Below are 17193 nucleotides of genomic sequence, written 5' to 3' on the forward strand. Positions count from 1 at the left end.
GTCTCAGGCATCCACGGTGGCGGTCGCCCCGAGCCGCGCCACATCCCGTTCCACCAGCTCTGCCACGGCCGGCAGCAGGTCGAAGGATTTGGGCCGGACCAGGCGGCGCACCGCCACATGCCGGGCCGCCTCGCCGCACACGGCGAAGCGCCGGGCCTGCTCCGCCGCCCCCCTGACGAAGTGGCCACGATAGGTGTTGGCCAGCAGCACCCGCAGGGCCTCCGCCGGCGGCACCGGTTCCAACCGCGGCGCGGTGCCGTCCGGCGCCACTTCCAGCGCATAGATCGCCACCAGGGGCAGCCCGTCGCGGGCGGCGGACAGGGGCACGCGCAGGTCCGCCTTGTCCATCTCCGGCAGCAGCTCGGCCGCCGCCACCGCCTCCTCCCCGAAGGCGGGGCCCAAGGCGGCAAGGGCGTCCAGGCACAGCTTCGCCCTGGGATAGGCCGGGAAGGCCAGCGGCGGGCGCCCGGGCCGGGGCCGCGTGACACAGACGTCGTCGGACACCAGCCTATAGCCCCGCGCGGCCATCCAGGCGGACATGGTGGTCTTGCCCGCCCCGCTCTCCCCCACGAAGCCGATGGCCATGCCATCGATCTCTACCGACCCTGCATGCAGGGGCAGCAGGCCGCGCTGGTGGTACAGCGCCCCGAAGGCCGAGCCCAGCAGGTACAGCCGCACCGCCGCCGGGTCAGCCCGGCCGATGGGCTGCACGGTGATGGTCCGCCCGCCGCTGACAAGGAACCGGGCCACATCAGGCACGGTCAGCAGCAGGCCGGCGTCGGTGAACTGCACATAGGATTGGGCCGGGTCGCTGTCCGGGATGTCCGGCACCTCCCCCAGCAGCACGCTGGCGTCGGCACCGCCCGGCGGGGCGGGTACGGAGGCCAGTTCCGACAGGTCCAGGGCCGAGGCGACGGTCAGGCCGGAGAAATGGTAGTGCCGCATCACTCCGCCCCCATGGCCACGGGCTGGGGTGCCGAGGCGGCCGGCGGCAGGGAAGCGGCCCATTCCAGGAACCGGGCCACACGGTGGCCCGTCGTCAGCACCATCTGGGTGCGCAGGTCCCAGCCATTGTAGCTCACCCCGTCCGGCGTCTCCGCCAGGGCGGCCTTCAGCTTGGGGATGTCCAGCATGGCGGCCACCTCGGGCACCTTCTCCAGCCGTTCGAACTCCGCGGCGAATCGCTGCCGGTCCCGGGCCACTCGGCGGTGGAAGTCGGGGGTGAAGGCACCCTTGCTGACCCGCCAGCGGATGGGCGGCGGCAGCAGGTCGGCCATGGCGTCGCGCAACAGCCGCCGCCCGTAGCCGTCCCGGTGGATGGCGTCGATGGGGGCGGACAGGCTGACCTGCGCCACCCGCAGGTCCAGGAAGGGGCTGACCGGGCGGATGCCATGGGCGGTGGCGATGGCCGTCACCTCCTCCTGCGTCATGAACAGGGTGGGGGCGGCCAGCTCCTCGTACTGGCGGGCCTTCAGGCTCCAGCGCTTGTGCCAGGCCAGCGGCTTCTGCTGCACGGCCAGCCGCTCCAGGACCCGTTGCCGTCGGGCGAAGTCCGGGTGGATGGACGACAGTTCCAGCAAACGCGCCGGGTCCCCGTTGTTCAGCCGCTGGTTCGAGCGCATCCAGCTATCGGGCACAAGGGGCGCCAGCACGTGCTTGACCAGGTCCTTGCGCCGCATGCGGTAGGAGCGGGCCAGCAGCTTCATCTCCCGGTCCAGGGTCAACAGCCGCCCGGACGCCAGGAGTTGCAGGAAATAGGCGGGGTGCTGGTAGGACGCGAAGGCATCGCCCCCGAACCCGTCCATCAGCAGGCTCACCCCCTGCCGCTTCACCTCGGCCCAGAGCCGGAAATTCATGTAGTCGAAGGCATTGCGCGGCGGGGCCGCCAGGATGTCGATGCTGTCCCCCAACCGGTCCAGCGGCGAGGCGTCGCCGCCCGTGACATAGGTCAGGTCGATGTTCCGCTCCTGGGCCACCACCATTTCCATGTAGGGCCGCTCATCCTCCTCCGGCCCCACATGGTCCTCCGGCAGGACGGAGGAGAAGGCGGCCAGCCGCCGCCCCGACCGGTCCAAGGTCCGCGCCAGCAGGCAGGCGAGGGAGGAGCTGTCCAGCCCGCCCGACAGCTTGATGCCCAGCGGGCTGGGGGCGGAGGCGAACTCCCCCACCACATCGTCCAGCACGCGGCGCAGCTCGCGGGCATATTCGTCCCGGTCGGCGAAGCGCAGCATCTTCATGTCCTGCGCGGACCAGTACCGGCGGGGCTGCGCCGACCCGCCGGGGCCGAAGGTCAGCCGGTGGGCCGGCGGCAGGCGGCGGATGTGGCTGAAATAGGTGCCCTCGTGGTCTGCCACCAGATGGGCAAGCTGTCCCGCCACCCGCTCCAGGTCCAGGTCACGACGGACCCCCGGAATGTCGAGCAGCTGCCGGACGGAGGAGGCGAAGGCAAACCCTTGGGGCAGCCGGGCATAGAAGAGGGGCCGCCGGCCCGACGGGTCGCGGGCGCAGAACAGGGTGCGGTCGGACGTGTCCCATACGGCGAAGGCGAAGGCGCCGGACAGGTGGTGGACGCAATCCTCCTTCCATCGCTCAAACGCCCGCATGATCAGGGCGGAGTCCGACAGGGGTTGCTCCCGCGGGATGCCCAACGCGCCCCGCAGGTCCCCCCGTTCCGTCAACCAGGCGTCGGCCACCAGCACGAAACGCCCGCCGCCTCCAGTGACCGGTTGCCGCTCAAGGCTTTCCGCCGGCAGGAGGGGTTCCACCACGGCGCGAAGCTCCGCCTGGGATGAGCGCCACGCACCCCCTAATCCCGATAACCCCACCCCTCCCCGGTCGGCATCGGCCCGGTCCCTTGCGGCGAAGCTGGTGCCGACCGTCCCGCTGATGGTTGCCATGTCCGCTACCCCCGATCCAGGTGCCCCGGCCCGCGACCCCACCCCTTCCGGCGACCCAATAACCCGATTTTTCGGTCAGACCGCCGCAAAGCCTGGGAAAGAAGAATGGCCCCAGGCGGGGGAGGCTCCTCGTGCCTTCGCGAAGATGATGCAGAAGACAGGGGCGCTGGGTATGGCAGCTTTCGCGCTGCGGCATCTCTCAGGCGGAGTAATTCGCCTCGCCTCTGGACCCATGAAGGTCACCGGTACCACTGTCAGGCCAGAAATACTGCGATGCACCCACCTCGCTTCTTGGGAAGGGTAGAGCACGCGGAACGATCATGGGGGAGTCCTGAATGGCGGCGATGGATCTGGATACCGTCGTGGCGCAGTGCGCCGGCCTGGTTATGGCCGACATCGGGGGCAACCAGAAGGCCCTGATGGATGTGGAGACGGGCACCTATTTCGTGCTGAACCCGCTGGGCGCCGACATCTGGGCGCGGCTGGAAACGCCGCGCCGCGTCGCGGACTTGTGTGAGGAACTCTGCACCGCCTATGCCGTGGAGCGGGAGATTTGCCGGGCCGACACCCTGGCCTTCCTGGGGCGCCTGCAGCGGGACAACCTTGTCCGGGCCGACCATGCGCAAGCTTCGCAGGCTGCTTGACGTCACCGGCGCCGACCGCCGGCTGCTGGCGGAGGCGGTGGGGGAACTGGCCCGCGCCCGGGCCCGCATCCTCCTGGGACACCTGATGCGGCGCAAGCCCGACCTGGGCCGGCTGCACGGGGAGACGGGGGAGAGGCTGAGCCCGGCCCAGGAGCGTGAGGTCGCCCGTATCCGGTGGGCGGTGCGGGCCGCGGCCCGCCACGTGCCCTGGAACGCGGTCTGCCTGCCCCGGGCCATGGCGGCGAAGGCCATGCTGCGGCGGCGGGGCATCGGCTCTACCCTCTATCTCGGCGTCGCCCTACGGCCCGAGCCGGGGGTGCAGGGGCGGGCGGCGGCCCATGCCTGGTTGCGCGCCGGGGCTGTGGTGCTCACCGGGGAGGAGCACATGGACCAGTACACCTGTATCGCCAAGTTCTCCTGAGCAACCTTTATTAGTGGACGCGGCGCTCCGGCTTTTGCCGGCGCGCCGCTTTTTGTTCCTTCACTATAACTTCTATTCGGAACCGTCAGTCGCCGTATTTGGTATTATTTGGTACTTTCGGAGAGGCTCCGGATGGAAGATTGATGGTGACTTGGTTCTGTAGCAATTGAAACCTGCTTCTCCAACCCAACGGGAGCGTAACATGACTGAGAGCAAGATGGCCTGGGCCCGCCCGGACTATGAGAAGATCGACCTGATCGGCACCGAGGGTTCGTCCCTGCCGAACAGCGATGATGGTCAGACCGCCAACAACGCCTTCCCCAACCCGGGCGGGGCGTCCTGACGACCCTTCGGGGTCCGATGGCCTGAGGGATGATGGCAGGGCCGCACGGCCTTCCCACCATCCCGACCGCCGGCCGGGGCATCCCCCCGGCCGGCGTTTTTCTCTGTGGTTGGTCCACTGCCCCAGGGGCCCGGATGCTGTCCACCTTCGCGCCCGCCCTGCCCGACATCCCCGCCCGCCTGAGCCGGGAGCAGCGCCTGTTGGCCGCGCTCTGCCGGGGGGCGACGACATCGACCAAGCGATGCTTGCCGCCGCTGCCTATGGCGACGGGATCGACTTGGCCGCCTTTGACCTGGACGTGCGTCGCCAGAAGGTGATCCCGCGGGTTCATGAGCGGATCAGCGCCCTGCCCGCCCGTGGCCCCGACTGCCCCAGCCGCCGCTTCGCCCGCGAGTATGCCGGCAACGTGAACTGGAGCCTGCGGCTGGTGAAGGAGCTGCTGGCCGCGACCCGCATGCTGCGTGAGGCCGGTATCCCTTCGGTGCCCATGAAGGGCGTGTCCCTGGCCCAGCAATGGTACGGCAGCCTGGCCGCCCGCACGGCCGGTGACGTGGACCTGCTGGTCGCGCCGGAGCATGGAAACAAGGCGGAGCGGCTGTTCCGCGAGGCCGGCTACCTGCCCTGGGAGAACCCGGTCGACCCGGAAGACCGCCTGCCCGAGCGGCTGCGCTATGAGGAGGCGTTCCGCAACCCCCGCACCGGCGTGCTGGTGGAACTGCATTTCCGCCTGAACCACAACCCCAACCTGATGCCCCTGCCCTTCGCGGGATCTGGGCCGAGGCCGAGCCCCTCGCCATCGGGGGGGAGACGATCCGCGTCATGGGCGACGCGCACCAGTTCGCCTACCTCTGCGTCCACGGCGCCCGGCATGAGTGGAGCCGCCTGCAATGGGTCTGCGACCTGGACCGCATGCTCCGGGCCAAGCCTGACGATGCGGGGTCCTGGCTGGCCACGGCCGACCGGTTGGGCGTGGGCGGCCCCGTCATCCAGGGCATGGTCTTCGCCAACGCCCTGCTGGGCAGCCCCATCCCCGACGCGGCCCGGGCCAGGGCGGAGCAGGTGGCCAGCGTGCGTTACCTGTTGGCCCATGGCGCCCAGCACCTGTTCCGCCGCCAGCGCAAGCCGGAGCGGCGGTCGGGCGACCCGCGCACCTCGGCGACCCTGTACATGATGTGCCTGAGCCCCCGACCCGCGTATCTTGCGTTCGAGTTCAGCTCACGGGTGCGGGAGTTCGGGAAGGAAGTGCTGCCCCGCCGGGTCGCCCGGACCATCGGGGCGGGCTGAGCCATGGCCCGCATCCTGCCCCTCCGCCGCGTGGACGGCGAGGACGGCGTGTTCGCCTTCGCCCGCGCCCTGGCGGGCCAGGCCCGGCACAAGCTGGCCATCGCCCTGACCCTGCTGCTGCTGGGCGGGTTGATGGAAGGGCTATCGCTGCTGGTCTTCATCCCTGCCCTGGAACTGGCCGGCCTGTCGGAGACGCGGTCCGGCCTGGGGGCTGCCCTGTCACGGGCGCTGGACGCGGTGGGCCTGCCCGCCACCCTGTCCGGCGCGCTGCTGGCCTGCTTCCTGCTGATCACCCTGCGCAGCATCTTCGTCTCGGTCAAGAACGTCTACCTGACCCGGCTGGTGGTGGAGTTCACCGACCATATGCGCGGCTCCCTGTACCGCAGCCTCGCCGCGGCGCGCTGGTCCGGCATCGCCCGCCTGCGCACAGCCGACATCAACCACATGCTGACCAACGACGTGCAGCGCATCGAGGGCGCCACCAACGCCCTGTTGCAGCTCACCAACTCCCTTGCCATGGCGGCGGTGTACCTGGCCATCTCCCTGCTGGTGGCGCCGCTGGCCACGGCGGTGGTGATGCTGAGCGGCCTTGCCATGTTCGCCATCCTCTACCCGTTGCGCCGCCGCGTGGTGCGCAGCGGCATGGCGGTGGGGGAGAGCCGGCAGGAGCTGTTCCGCACGGTCAGCGAGTTCCTGGGCGGGCTGAAGGTTGCCAAGAGCTTCCAGGCCGAGGCCCGCTATGTCGGGGAGTTCCAGGGCGCCCTGGACCGGGTGAAGGCGGCCACCTTCTCCGTCTCCCGCCTGCAACAGGCCAGCGCGCTGCTGTTCCAGGTCATGGGCGCCGCCGCCCTCTGCGGCTTCCTCTATGTGGGGCTGGAGGTGCTGGCCCTACCGGCGGCAGAGCTGCTGGTGCTGGTGATCCTGTTCGCCCGGCTGTCGCCCCTGTTCGGCCAGGCGCAGAGTTCGTTGCAGGGCTTCCTGTTCATGGTGCCGTCCTTCCGCGCCGCCCGCGCCCTGCAACGCCGCCTGGCCGCGGACCCGGAGGCCGCCACCGCGTCGGCCGGCCGGGCACCCCTGCCCGCCCTGTCCCGGGCCGTGCGGTTCGACCGGGTGGGCTTCGGCTATCCGGGCAACGAGCCCATCCTGAAGGACCTTTCCTTCAGCATCCCCGCGGGCCAGGTCACCGCCTTGGTGGGTCCGTCCGGCAGCGGCAAGACCACCATCGCCGACCTGGTCATGGGCTTCCTCAGCCCCTCCGCCGGGACGATCAGCATCGACGGCGTGCCCCTGGGCCCGGAGACGCTGCGCGCCTGGCGGGCACAGGTGGCCTATGTCCCGCAGGAGACCTTCCTGCTTTGCGACACGGTGCGGGCCAACCTGAAGCTGGCCGCCCCGGATGCCACGGACGCGGAGCTGTGGCATGTCCTCTCCCTCGCCTCCGCCGAGCTGCTGGTCCGGCGCCTGCCGCAGCAGCTCGACACGCTGGTGGGGGAGCGGGGGACACGCCTGTCGGGCGGGGAGCGGCAGCGCATCGCCCTGGCCCGCGCCCTGCTGCGCAAGCCGAGCCTGCTGATCCTGGATGAGGCCACAAGCGCCCTGGACGGGGACAGCCAGGCCGCCATCGCCGCCGCCATCGCCGGCCTGCGCGGCAGCCTGACCGTGGTCACCATCGCCCACCGCCTGTCCATGATGGCCTTCGCCGACACGGTGGTGATGGTGGAGGACGGCAAGCTGGTGGAGACCGGCCCCTTCCAGCAACTGGCCCGCGACCCCGCCAGCCGCCTGTTCCGGGTGGTGCAGGTGGAACAGGCCGGGCGGCTGGCCGTGGGGGCTTAGACCCGTTTCCCGCAGGCTGGAAACGGGTCTAGCCTTTCGTGTTCCTCACACGCCGGCACCGCATCCGCGGCTTGGCTTACGCGGGCATGGGCCCGCGCGGCGGCAGTCGCCGCCGGAGCGTGTTTACGGTCAGCGTAAACACGCTCTAATCCCCGGTCAGTCGCGCCACCCGCCCCTGCCATAGGCAGAGCAGCGGCACCACACCCAGCTCCAGGCCCAACCCGACCAGGTGCGGCAGGGTCGGCGCACCGTGGAACAGCAGGGACAACAGCCGCCCCAGCCCGCCCAGCACCACCAGCGCCGTGCCCAGACGGAACGCCGCCCCGCGCCGTTCGATGGCGGCACGGTACAGGCGAACAGCAAGCCCACCCCCAGGAAGATGCCGGATAGGTAGCGGTAGTGGCTGTCCAGGTCCGGCGGGGTTCCCGGCCCCTCTCCCACCATGGCCGGCCCCACCAGCACACCCGCCAGCCCTGCCGACAAGGGCACGAGGCAGAGCAGGGCCACCACCGCCTGCAACAGGCGCCGTTCCGCCCGGAAGGAAGTTCCCGGCTGCCCAGGGGCCATGCTTTACTCCTTCCGGTCGCGCCCTACCTTCCGGCCCATGATGCCAGAGACCACCCGCCGCCGTCGCCCCTCGCCCCTCCGCCTGCTGGTCCTGGCGGCCGGGGCGATTGCGCTGGCGGGCTGCAACGCCCTGCTGAACGGCACGGTACCGGGGGATGGCTACGCGGTCAGCCGCGACCTGGCCTATGGCGACGGGCCGCGCCGCACCCTGGACCTGTACGTGCCCGACGGGGCGCCGGCGGACGCGCCGCTGCTGGTGTTCATCTATGGCGGGTCCTGGGACAGCGGGTCCAAGGGCATCTACCCGTTCGTCGGCCAGGCATTCGCCTCCCGCGGCTATGTCACGGCCATCCCGGACTACCGGGTCTATCCGGAGGTCCGCTTCCCCGGCTTCATCGAGGACGCGGCCGCCGCCACGGTCTGGGTGGAGCGGGAGGTGGCGAAGCGCCGGGGCGCCCGGCCGCGGGCGGTGTTCCTGGCCGGCCATTCCGCGGGCGCCCACATCGCCCTGATGCTGGCCCTGGACCCCACCTGGATCATCAGGGCGGGCGGCGACGCCTGTGTCCAGCCCGCGGCGGCGGTGGGCTTGGCCGGCCCCTACGACTTCCTGCCCCTGACCAGCGAGCGGTTGAAGCAGGTTTTCGGCCCCGGTCCCGCCGGGCCGGAGACGCAGCCCATCAGCTTCGCCGGCGGCGGCGACCCGCCCTTGCTGCTGCTGCACGGCACCGACGACGACACGGTCCTGCCCCGCAACGCCGAACGCCTCGCCGCCGCGGTGAACGCCGCCGGGGGGCAGGCCACGGTGAAGCTCTATGACGGCGTCGGCCACATCCGCATCGTCGGCGCCTTGCAGTACCGCCTGCGCTTCCTGGCGCCCGTGCTGGACGATGCGGATGGGTTCCTGAAGTCGGTGCCTGCATGCCACCGTAGGTCGGATTAGCGAAGCGTAATCCGACATCATCCCGGCGTCGTCGGATTACGGTGCTTCGCACCTAATCCGACCTACACACCCACATACCCCATCCCGACCAGCCACAGGCTGGCCAGCACCGTGCTGGACAGGGTCATGGGGATGCCGCAGCGGGCATGCTCGGCGAAGGACAGGCGCACCCCGACGGCCGCGGCGCGCTCCGCGACGATCAGGTTGGCCATGCTCCCGGTCAGCAGCAAATTGCCCGCCAGGGTGCTGAGCACCGCCAAGGCGTAGAGGGCGCCATCCGAAGGGTCCGGCCAGACCTGCATCAGCAGGGCGACGGCGGGGACGTTGCCGATGCTGTTGCTGGCCAACAAGGACAGGGGCGCCAGCACAGCCAGTCTTTCCAGCGGCAGGCCCGCCGCGGCCATGTCGCCCACCACCTGACCGGGCAATCCCGTGTCCGCCAAGGCGCGCGTAACGACGAACAGGGACGCGAACAGCAGCAACAGGTGCCAGTCCACCAGCCCCAGCATGCGCCGGCTGCCCAGCTTGCGGCTGACCAGCATGCAGGCGGCCACGGCCAACACGCCTTGTTCGTGGGGCAGCGGCGTGGCGAACAGGGCCAGCAGGGCGAGCGTGCCCAGCGCCCCCTTGCCCAACTGCCAGCGGTCCAGCTCCGGCACCGCCACCGGCGCCCCCGCCCCACCCGGGCAGACCAGCCGCCCCCGCCAGACGCGGGCGACGGTCACGTACACGCACCCCAGCGCCAGCAGGGCCGGCACCCCGCAGGCCGCCAGGAAGGGCCAGAAGCCCAGGCCCCCCACCTGCCCGATCAGGATGTTCTGCGGGTTGCCGATCAGCGTGGCGGCAGAACCGGCATTGGCCGCGCCCGCGAGGGCGATCAGGTAGGGCCGCGGGTCCAGACCCCGCGCCGCCAGCCCGGCACAGAGCAGCGGCGTCATGGCGAAGACCACCACGTCGTTTGCCAGCACGGCGGACAAAGCCCCACCGGTCAGCACCACCAGCCCCAACAGCGCCTCTGGGCTGCGCCGGGCCCGGGCCACGCGGTCGGCGCACCAGCCATAGAAGCCCGCCAGCTCGAACTGGGCGGACAGGACCATCAGGCCCAGCAGGATGAACAGGGTGGGGAAGTCCACCGCCGCCACCAGGGCCCGGTCATCCATCACCCCCGCCAACAGCAAGGCGATGGCGCCCAGCAGCGCGATGCCGGTGCGGTCCACCTGCAAGCCCGGCAGGCGCCCCAGGGCCATGCCGAGATAGACCAGGGCAAATACGGTCAGGACCAGGGCTGTCATGGGAAGGTGGGCGTGGCGGGCGGTGGAGCCCCAGCCCTACGCCGCCCGCCGGGGTCTCCGCAAGCCCAACGGGCGTTCGGAATGGCTCCCGTCAAGGATCGGGCTGGAACCCGCCCCTGCGTCCCCTCCTGCCGAAAGGGAAAGGCCGGGAGGGAAGTTGTGCGGCTTTCGAATTCGAAAGTTCATTGGAAGGGGCGCCTGTCCTGGTCCGGCCTCCCCAGCCCTTGGGTGATGGAAAGGAACGGCACCGCATGGCGCCTTCCCCCAGCCTGATCCAACGTCCGTGCCGGAGGGCCGGCGTGTCAGCGCTCCCCAGCGCCACCAACCCGTCTTCAAGCCGCGCCGGGTCGAAGGGCGGCAGGGCGGCCACGCCGTCGGCATCCAGCCGGGTGCGCAGCCCGTCCCCTTCAGCGTCCAGCCGCACCTCGCCCCGGTGCAGCAGCACCGGCCGGGCGCCTGCGCCCTGGAACCCCTCGGTTGCCAGCACCAAGGCCCGCACGGCGCCGGTCCGCCGGTCCACCAGCACGTCGGCCACCTGCCCCACCGGCTGCCCTTCCGCCGTATAGACCGGTTTGCCCACCAGGTTCTCCGGCAGGGCCGCGTCGGCCATGGGCGCCTGGTCGGGCCCGGACAGGGCGTCCGGGCCCGTGGCCGCCACCAGGGTGGGCGCCAGGACCAGGGCGCCCGCCAGCATCAGGTCCGGCCGGCGGATCATCGCCGCTACTGCCCCGGCCGCGCCTGGCCCACCGTGGGGCCGTTCATCTCAAAGGTCGGCGCCTGGGCCATGTCGGCGGCCGTGAAGGGCACGGCCAGCGCCCCGCCATCCACCGGCCGGATCGCCTCCCACGGCACCAGCACCTGCCGCCCGCCACCCAGCGCGACCACGGCGTGGGAGACGCCGCCGCCCCGCGGGTCGATCAACAGGTCGGCCACGGTGCCCAGGGCGGACCCGGCGGAATCCACCACCGCCTTGCCCAGGACGGAGCCCAAGGCCGCGTCCCCGGCGGCCAGGGCACCCACGGCGGACTGCGCATCATCCTGCGGTGGCAGGGCGGCGGTCTCCGTCCCTGACTGGGGTGCCGGGGTGCTCGGGTCGGTGATCTGGCCCGGGTCGGTCATGCCCAGGGCCGGGCCGGTCTTGTCCGCGGCGTCGCCGGTCCGGGTCTCGGGCGTTAAGGCGGCATGGTGGACATCGGCGACATAGGCATCCAACTGCCGTTCCGCCTCCGCCAGGGTCCAGGCAGCGGCGCGGCGCTGCTCCAGCACGTCGCCCGTGTCGCCTGCCGCCTCGGCCACCGCCGACTTGGCCGAGCGCAGGGCCTGCAGGGTCTGGTCCCAGCTCTGCCGCACCTGGGGCGACTGGCTGGTGTCCGTCCCGCCTTCCAGCGTGGCGGTGAGCTTGTCCAATACCTCGGTGGTCAGCCGGCTCACCTCTGCCGGGTCACCGCCTGGTGTGCGGGCCATGGTGTCGAAGACTTCCCGCGCCTCCGCCAGGGCGGCGCGGCCCTGGAGCAGCGAGGCCGCGGGGCTGCCCTCCGGCAGGCCGCCGGCCAGGGTGCCCGGCTGGTCGGCTTCCGTCGGGGCGCGGGGCAGCAGGATCACCTCGTTCCGGCGTTGCGGCGCCCGGAGCGTCTCCGCCTCCGCCGGCGGGGCAGGCAGGATGATGATGTTGTTGCGGCGTTGCGGCGCGGTCAGGCCGGTCCCGCTGTCCGGGGAGCCCTGGGCCGGGACCGGCGGGCTTTCGGGGGTGGCCTGCGCCCAGGCCGCGGGGGCGAGGGCTGCGAGGGCGAGCGCCAGGGTGGTGGCACGGGGAAGGCGGCGCATGGGGATGGCTCCCACTGGGGTCTTCGGGGGATTCCCCTCTCAACCCCACGCACCGCCCACGGTTCCGGTGACAAGCTGGTGTCAGGGATGGGCGGGGCGCACTATCCGCCCCGTCCATCCCGTGATCGACGGCGGATCAGGCCGCCTCGGCCGCCAAGTCCAGCATGTTCAGGGTCGTGCCCTCCCGCGCGGCGAAGGTGCCGGCGAACTCCCGCCGAGCCTCCCGCTCCAGTCCGGCCATGAAGGCATCGTCATGGTCCGGGTCGTGGTGGAACAGGCAGAGCTGCTTGGCCCCCGCCTCCTTCGCCAGCGCCACGCCCTCGTTCCAGGTGCTGTGGCCCCAACCACGGCGGGTGGCGAACTCCTCCTCCGTGTAGGAGGCGTCATAAACCACCAGGTCCGCGCCCTCGATCAGGGCCAGGATGTTCTCATCCCGCTGGCCGGGGATGTGCTCCGTGTCGGTGACATAGCAAAAGGCCTTGCCGCCATGCTCGATCCGGTAACCCACGGCCCCGCCCGGATGGTTCAGCGAAGCGGTCTTCACCGTTACCCCTGGGGCCAGGTCGAGCTGGTCGCCGGTATGCAGGTTCTCGAAGCTCATCTCCGCCCGCATGGTGGTCAGCGGCACGGGGAACAGCGGCGATTCCATGCAGGTGGACAGCACCTGGCCGATGCAGTCGCAGCCCTTCAGGTCGCGCGCCATGATGCGCAGGCGGAAGTCGGGCCGGTAGCCCGGCTCGAAGAAGGGGAAGCCGTTGATGTGGTCCCAATGCGCGTGGGTCAGCAGCAGCGTGGCATCGCGCACCCCGTCCTTCAGGAAGCGTTTGCCCAAGCTGCGCAGGCCGGTGCCCGCGTCCAGCACCAGCACCTTGCCGCCCACCCGGACCTCCAGGCAGCTGGTATTGCCGCCATAAGCCAGGTGGGAGGGCGACGGGCACGGGAAGGTGCCGCGCACACCCCAGAACTTGACGTTGAACTCCATTTCCGCCCCTTGGCCCGGCGGGATCGCCGTGCCGTCTGAGATCCAGGCGTCGGCCACGGGGGCCCACACCGACTGGAAACGTTCCAGAATTTAGGCGTTTCCGCTACGCCCTTGTGTGACGGGGCGCACAGGGGGCACCGCGAATCCATGACCCCTGCCCCGCACTTGCGGGGGTTTTCCACGGGGTGGAAGCGCCTAGGCCACAGGACCACCCTGGGGCAACGCCCCGCCCCCGGCCTTTGATCCAGAACGGGGAGATCAGCACGCCGCCATGTGGCTTGGCGGAATCACCGTCTCAGCCGGTGATCCAGCCGCTCATCCTCCAGCCCCGCCGGTTCCTGGTGGATGGTGAACTCCGCCGTGGGGAAGGCAGCGCGGAGGTGCTGTTCGATGTCGTCGGTGATGTCGTGGGCGCGGGCCAGGGTCAGGTCGGGGTCCAGTTCCAGGTGGAACTCGATATGCTCCCCCGTGCCGGTGGAGCGGGTGCGCAGGTCATGCAGGCCGCGGGCTTCCGGATGGGACAGGACCACCTCCCGCACCCGCTTGCGTTCCGAATCCGGCAGTTCCCGGTCCATCAGCACGCCGAGGGAGCGCATGGCGATCCGGCTGGCCCCCACACCAGGAACAGGGCGATGCCCAGGGCGAAGACCGGGTCCCAGAAGGCTTGGCCGGTCGCGGCGGTGACGGCCAGGGCCGCGATCACCGCCAGGTTCATGAACACGTCGCCGCTGTAGTGCAGGCTGTCCGCGTCGATGGCCATGGAACCGGTGTGCCGGATCACCCAGCGCTGGAACAGCACCAGCGCACCGGTCAGGGCGATGGCCAGGATCATCACGGCGATGCCGGCCTCCGCCTGCTCCACCGGCCTTGGGTCCGCCAGCCTGCCGATGGCCTCATACCCCAGGAAGACGCCGGAGCCGGTGACGAAAGCCGCCTGGGCCAGGCCCGCCAGGGGTTCCGCCTTGCCATGGCCGAAGCGGTGGCTGCTGTCCGGTGGCTGCAGGGCCTGGGCCACGCCCAGAGGGTGACCAGCGAGGCCAGCAGGTCCACCGAACTGTCGATCAGCGAGGAAAGGATGGCCACCGACCCGGTGTGCAGGTAGCTGCCCAGCTTGGCCGCGATCAGCGTCAGCGCCACGGCCACGCTGGCATAGGTGGCGCGCCGCCGCCAGCGGTTGGCCGTCACCGGGTCCAAGGTGGACATGCCTTCCGCCATCCTCAGGGGTACAGCCGGGCCGTGGCCCAGCCGGCGCCATCGCGGGTGAAGGTGATGCGGTCGTGCAGCCGGAATTCCCGGTCCTGCCAGAACTCCAGGTAGTCCGGCACCAGCCGGTAGCCGGCCCAGTGGGTCGGGCGGGCACGTCCTTGCCCTCATGCTCCGCCGTCAGGGCGGCGATGCGCTGCTCCAGGGTCGCGCGGCTGTCCAGCGGGCGGGACTGTTGCGAGGCCCAGGCGCCGATCTGGCTGCCACGGGGGCGGGAGGCGAAATAGGCATCCGCCTCCGCGTCCGTCACCCGCTCCACCGGGCCCTCCACCCGCACCTGGCGGCGCAGGCCCTTCCAGTGGAAGTTCATGGCGGCCACGCCGGTGGCGTCCAGGTGCTGGCCCTTGCGGCTCTGGGTGTTGGTGTAGAAGACGAAGCCCCGGTCATCCAGCCCCTTCAGCAGCAGCACCCGCACGCTGGGACGCCCCTCCGGGCTGACGGTGGCCAGGGCGAAGGCGTTGGGGTCGTTGACCTCCGTCCCCTCGGCCTCCTTGAACCAGGCCTGGAAAAGCTCAAATGGGTCGGTGGCGGCAGCAATGTCCATGGCCATGCTCTTCGTCATAGTTGTGCCTGATTTGCCGCCGAGGATAAGCGACACAAGGTTGATGTCCATGCCCGCCGCAGCATGGCTGCATCCGCCGCCGGGGTGGCGGCAGGGGCGCCGGGGCCGGCGGGGTGGCTCTTGAGAGAGGCTGTTGAGATGATCCGCAAGTTCGTTGCCGTCGCCGCGGTGGCCGCCCTGCTGACCGGGTGCCAGACCTATGGCGGGCAGAAGCAGACCGGCGGCGCCCTGCTGGGCGGCTTGGCTGGCGGCCTCGCCGGGTCGCAGATCGGCGGCGGCGAGGGCCGGCTGTGGGCGACGGGTGCCGGCGTGCTGCTCGGCGCGCTGATCGGGTCGGAGGTGGGGTCGTCGCTTGACCGCGCCGACCAGCAGGCGCTGGAGCGCAACACCCGCGTGGCTTGGCAGCCCAGCACCCCCGTGGGCCAGCCCATCGTCTGGGACAACCCCAACAACGGCAACCGCGTGGTCGTGACCCCGACGCGCGAGGGCCCCACCAACTATGGCAGCTACTGCCGCGAGTTCCAGCAGACCATCATCGTCGGTGGCCGCAGCGAACAGGCCTATGGCACCGCCTGCCAGCAGCCTGACGGCAGCTGGAAGATCGTCGGCTGATCCCATAGCAGTCGCCGTTGGCCGTGACCGGGGTTCCTGTCGACAGGAACCCATGTCGCGATCGGGCACGGAATGGCAGACCCCCGGCGGCAGCGATGCCGCCGGGGGTTGTCTTTTCGGGGGCGCTGCCAAGGTAAGGATTGGAAACCATCCGGTCCGCTTGACCCCACCGTGTCGCGGCGTAGGATGCGGGCAGTGATTCTCCAGAATTTGCGGTGACCATGCGCGATCCATACCTAGTCCTGGGTGTCGGGCGGACAGCGACCGCCGATGACATCAAGGCGGCATATCGGCGCCTGGCCAAGCAGTACCACCCGGACCTGAACCCCGGCCGGGCCGACATCGAGCTGAAGTTCAAGGAAGTCAACGCCGCCTACAGCCTGCTGTCGGACCCGGAGAAGCGTGCCCGCTTCGACAAGGGGGAGATCGACGCGTCCGGGGCGGAGCGGCCGGACCGCAGCTTCCGCCGGGCCTATGCCGGGGCGGGTGCCGGCCGGGCCGGCGGGGCGGATGATCCGTTCAACTTCGGTGACGATCCCTTTTCCGACATCTTCGGCGCCGGCCGCCGCCGCTATGGCGCCCATTCCGCCGGGGTGAAGGCCAAGGGGGCGGACGTGGCCTATTCGGTCACGGTGCCCTTTGCCGACGCCTGCCTGGGCACCAAGCGCCGCCTGTCCCTGTCCACGGGCAAGAGCATCGACGTGGTGATTCCCCCGGGCACAAGGGACCAGAGCAAGCTGCGGCTGAAGGGCCAGGGCCTTGCCGGCCTGGGCGGCGCCGGGGCCGGTGACGCCATCGTGGAGGTCCATGTGGACCCCCACCCCCACTTCACCCGCCGTGACGACGACATCCACCTGGACGTGCCGGTGACCCTGGCGGAGGCGGTGCTGGGCGCCACCATCAAGGTGCCGACCCTGGACGGCCAAGTGGCGGTGAAGGTGCCGAAGGGCGCCAACACCGGCACGGTGCTGCGCCTGAAGGGCAAGGGCGTACCCAACCCGGAGCGCAAGGTGAACGGCGACCAGTATGTGAAGCTGGTGGTCGTCCTGCCGGACCGGCCGGACGCGGAACTGACCGGCTTCATTGAGAAATGGGCCAAGACGCACGAGTATGACGTCCGCCGCAAGGCGGGCCTGGGCTGATCGGGACCACGCCGATGCGCCCCGCCCCGCCCTCGCCCCAGTTGCTCGCCTGGCTCCAGGCCGGGTTGGCGGCCCAGAAGGCCGGGCGGTCGGCGGAGGCCGAGTCCCTGTACCGGCGCGTCCTGGCCGTGGACCCCCGCAACCCCGACGCCCTACAGCTTCTGGGGTTGGCGGCCAAGGCCGCCGGGCGGCCGGCGGAAGCGGTGGAGCTGATGCGCCGCTCCCTGGCGGCCCAACCCAGCCAGCCCCATGTGCACAACAATCTGGGCAATCTGCTGCTGGATGTGGGCCGCCCGGCGGATGCCCTGGCCAGCTATGACCAGGCGGTGTCCCAGAACCCCGGTTATGCCGAGGCCCATTTCAACCGATCCAAAGCCTTGGAGACCCTGGGCCGCCCAGCCGACGCGGAGGCCGCCCTGCGCACAGCCCTGCGGCTGAAGCCGGACTATGGGGCGGCGCTGACCAACCTGGGCGTGCTGCTGGTCCGGCTGGAGCGCTTCGCCGAGGCGGAGGCGACTTACCGCAAGGCCCTGTCCCTGGGCTCCCCCTCCCCCGCCTGCTGAACAACCTGGGCCTTGCCCTGA

At 70.9% G+C, this 17193-nt stretch carries 18 protein-coding genes and 3 pseudogenes; 10 read left to right on the forward strand and 11 right to left on the reverse strand.

Annotated features, from left to right (window positions below; translation table 11 throughout):
- Positions 1-3: 3 nt before the first annotated feature.
- A complete protein-coding gene (locus HHL28_RS09390) occupies positions 4-945 on the reverse strand; it encodes a phosphoenolpyruvate carboxykinase (ATP) (protein ID WP_075768676.1) in 942 nt (313 codons plus the stop codon).
- Positions 945-2897: an asparagine synthase-related protein gene (locus HHL28_RS09395; protein WP_083698717.1), complete on the reverse strand. Its 1953-nt coding sequence runs from the start codon at positions 2895-2897 to the stop codon at positions 945-947. The genes HHL28_RS09390 and HHL28_RS09395 overlap by 1 nt, the downstream gene beginning before the upstream one ends.
- A gap of 335 nt (positions 2898-3232) precedes the next feature.
- On the opposite strand from HHL28_RS09395, the gene HHL28_RS09400 reads away from it, so the two are divergent.
- From HHL28_RS09400 to HHL28_RS09420, 6 genes and pseudogenes are all read left to right on the forward strand, one after another.
- Positions 3233-3541 carry a PqqD family protein gene (locus tag HHL28_RS09400; protein WP_083698716.1) on the forward strand — a complete coding sequence of 103 codons (309 nt, stop codon included), beginning with the start codon at positions 3233-3235 and terminating at the stop codon, positions 3539-3541.
- Positions 3516-3962, forward strand: a complete 447-nt coding sequence (locus HHL28_RS09405; RefSeq protein WP_075768674.1) for a lasso peptide biosynthesis B2 protein — start codon at positions 3516-3518, stop codon at positions 3960-3962. The genes HHL28_RS09400 and HHL28_RS09405 overlap by 26 nt, the downstream gene beginning before the upstream one ends.
- Before the next feature lie 202 nt (positions 3963-4164).
- Entirely contained in the window at positions 4165-4305 is a 141-nt protein-coding gene (locus tag HHL28_RS09410; RefSeq protein ID WP_169655042.1) for a hypothetical protein, read from the forward strand.
- Positions 4306-4546: 241 nt separating this feature from the next.
- Positions 4547-4984, forward strand: a pseudogene (locus tag HHL28_RS18520) (nucleotidyltransferase family protein); the annotation flags it as partial.
- 131 nt (positions 4985-5115) lie between these two features.
- Positions 5116-5589 (forward strand): nucleotidyltransferase family protein, encoded by a 474-nt coding sequence (locus HHL28_RS18525; RefSeq protein ID WP_404326902.1) that lies wholly within the window; start codon positions 5116-5118, stop codon positions 5587-5589.
- 3 nt (positions 5590-5592) lie between these two features.
- Positions 5593-7425, forward strand: a complete 1833-nt coding sequence (locus tag HHL28_RS09420) for an ABC transporter ATP-binding protein (RefSeq protein ID WP_075768672.1) — start codon at positions 5593-5595, stop codon at positions 7423-7425.
- A gap of 145 nt (positions 7426-7570) precedes the next feature.
- On the opposite strand, the gene HHL28_RS18530 is transcribed toward HHL28_RS09420, so the two are convergent.
- Together HHL28_RS18530 and HHL28_RS18535 are read right to left on the reverse strand one after the other, a co-directional pair.
- On the reverse strand, positions 7571-7720 hold the full coding sequence (locus HHL28_RS18530) for a DUF4345 family protein (RefSeq protein ID WP_404325468.1): 150 nt from the start codon (positions 7718-7720) through the stop codon (positions 7571-7573).
- 107 nt (positions 7721-7827) lie between these two features.
- A pseudogene (locus tag HHL28_RS18535) lies at positions 7828-7992 on the reverse strand (hypothetical protein); the annotation flags it as partial.
- A gap of 37 nt (positions 7993-8029) precedes the next feature.
- On the opposite strand from HHL28_RS18535, the gene HHL28_RS09430 reads away from it, so the two are divergent.
- Entirely contained in the window at positions 8030-8932 is a 903-nt protein-coding gene (locus HHL28_RS09430; protein WP_404325470.1) for an alpha/beta hydrolase, read from the forward strand.
- Positions 8933-8994: 62 nt separating this feature from the next.
- On the opposite strand, the gene HHL28_RS09435 is transcribed toward HHL28_RS09430, so the two are convergent.
- The 7 genes and pseudogenes from HHL28_RS09435 to pdxH form a co-directional block, all read right to left on the reverse strand.
- A complete protein-coding gene (locus tag HHL28_RS09435; protein WP_075768671.1) occupies positions 8995-10224 on the reverse strand; it encodes an SLC13 family permease in 1230 nt (409 codons plus the stop codon).
- Positions 10225-10315: 91 nt separating this feature from the next.
- Positions 10316-10939, reverse strand: a complete 624-nt coding sequence (locus HHL28_RS09440; protein WP_169655046.1) for a PRC-barrel domain-containing protein — start codon at positions 10937-10939, stop codon at positions 10316-10318.
- Between the two features lie 5 nt (positions 10940-10944).
- Positions 10945-12048, reverse strand: coding sequence for a PRC-barrel domain-containing protein (locus HHL28_RS09445; protein WP_075768669.1), 1104 nt, complete (start codon positions 12046-12048; stop codon positions 10945-10947).
- A 136-nt stretch (positions 12049-12184) separates the two neighbouring features.
- Positions 12185-13030 carry an MBL fold metallo-hydrolase gene (locus tag HHL28_RS09450; RefSeq protein ID WP_075769140.1) on the reverse strand — a complete coding sequence of 282 codons (846 nt, stop codon included), beginning with the start codon at positions 13028-13030 and terminating at the stop codon, positions 12185-12187.
- 287 nt (positions 13031-13317) lie between these two features.
- Positions 13318-13626, reverse strand: a complete 309-nt coding sequence (locus HHL28_RS18540) for a cation diffusion facilitator family transporter (protein WP_404325472.1) — start codon at positions 13624-13626, stop codon at positions 13318-13320.
- Positions 13605-14285: a cation diffusion facilitator family transporter gene (locus HHL28_RS18545; RefSeq protein WP_404325474.1), complete on the reverse strand. Its 681-nt coding sequence runs from the start codon at positions 14283-14285 to the stop codon at positions 13605-13607. Before HHL28_RS18545 ends, HHL28_RS18540 begins: the two co-directional genes overlap by 22 nt.
- A pseudogene (gene pdxH, locus HHL28_RS09460) lies at positions 14248-14837 on the reverse strand (pyridoxamine 5'-phosphate oxidase). The gene HHL28_RS18545 and the pseudogene pdxH overlap by 38 nt, the downstream one beginning before the upstream one ends.
- Before the next feature lie 156 nt (positions 14838-14993).
- On the opposite strand from pdxH, the gene HHL28_RS09465 reads away from it, so the two are divergent.
- The 3 genes from HHL28_RS09465 to HHL28_RS09475 all read left to right on the forward strand — a co-directional run bounded on the left by HHL28_RS09465 (position 14994) and on the right by HHL28_RS09475 (position 17172).
- The gene (locus HHL28_RS09465) at positions 14994-15467 is read left to right on the forward strand and encodes an RT0821/Lpp0805 family surface protein (RefSeq protein WP_075768666.1); all 474 of its coding nucleotides are present in this window, start codon (positions 14994-14996) and stop codon (positions 15465-15467) included.
- A gap of 221 nt (positions 15468-15688) precedes the next feature.
- Positions 15689-16609, forward strand: a complete 921-nt coding sequence (locus tag HHL28_RS09470; protein ID WP_075768665.1) for a DnaJ C-terminal domain-containing protein — start codon at positions 15689-15691, stop codon at positions 16607-16609.
- Between the two features lie 14 nt (positions 16610-16623).
- The gene (locus HHL28_RS09475) at positions 16624-17172 is read left to right on the forward strand and encodes a tetratricopeptide repeat protein (protein ID WP_169655048.1); all 549 of its coding nucleotides are present in this window, start codon (positions 16624-16626) and stop codon (positions 17170-17172) included.
- Positions 17173-17193 lie beyond the last annotated feature (21 nt).

The sequence above is a fragment of the Aerophototrophica crusticola genome, from assembly GCF_012913305.1.
GTDB classification, from domain to species: Bacteria; Pseudomonadota; Alphaproteobacteria; order Azospirillales; family Azospirillaceae; genus Niveispirillum; species Niveispirillum crusticola.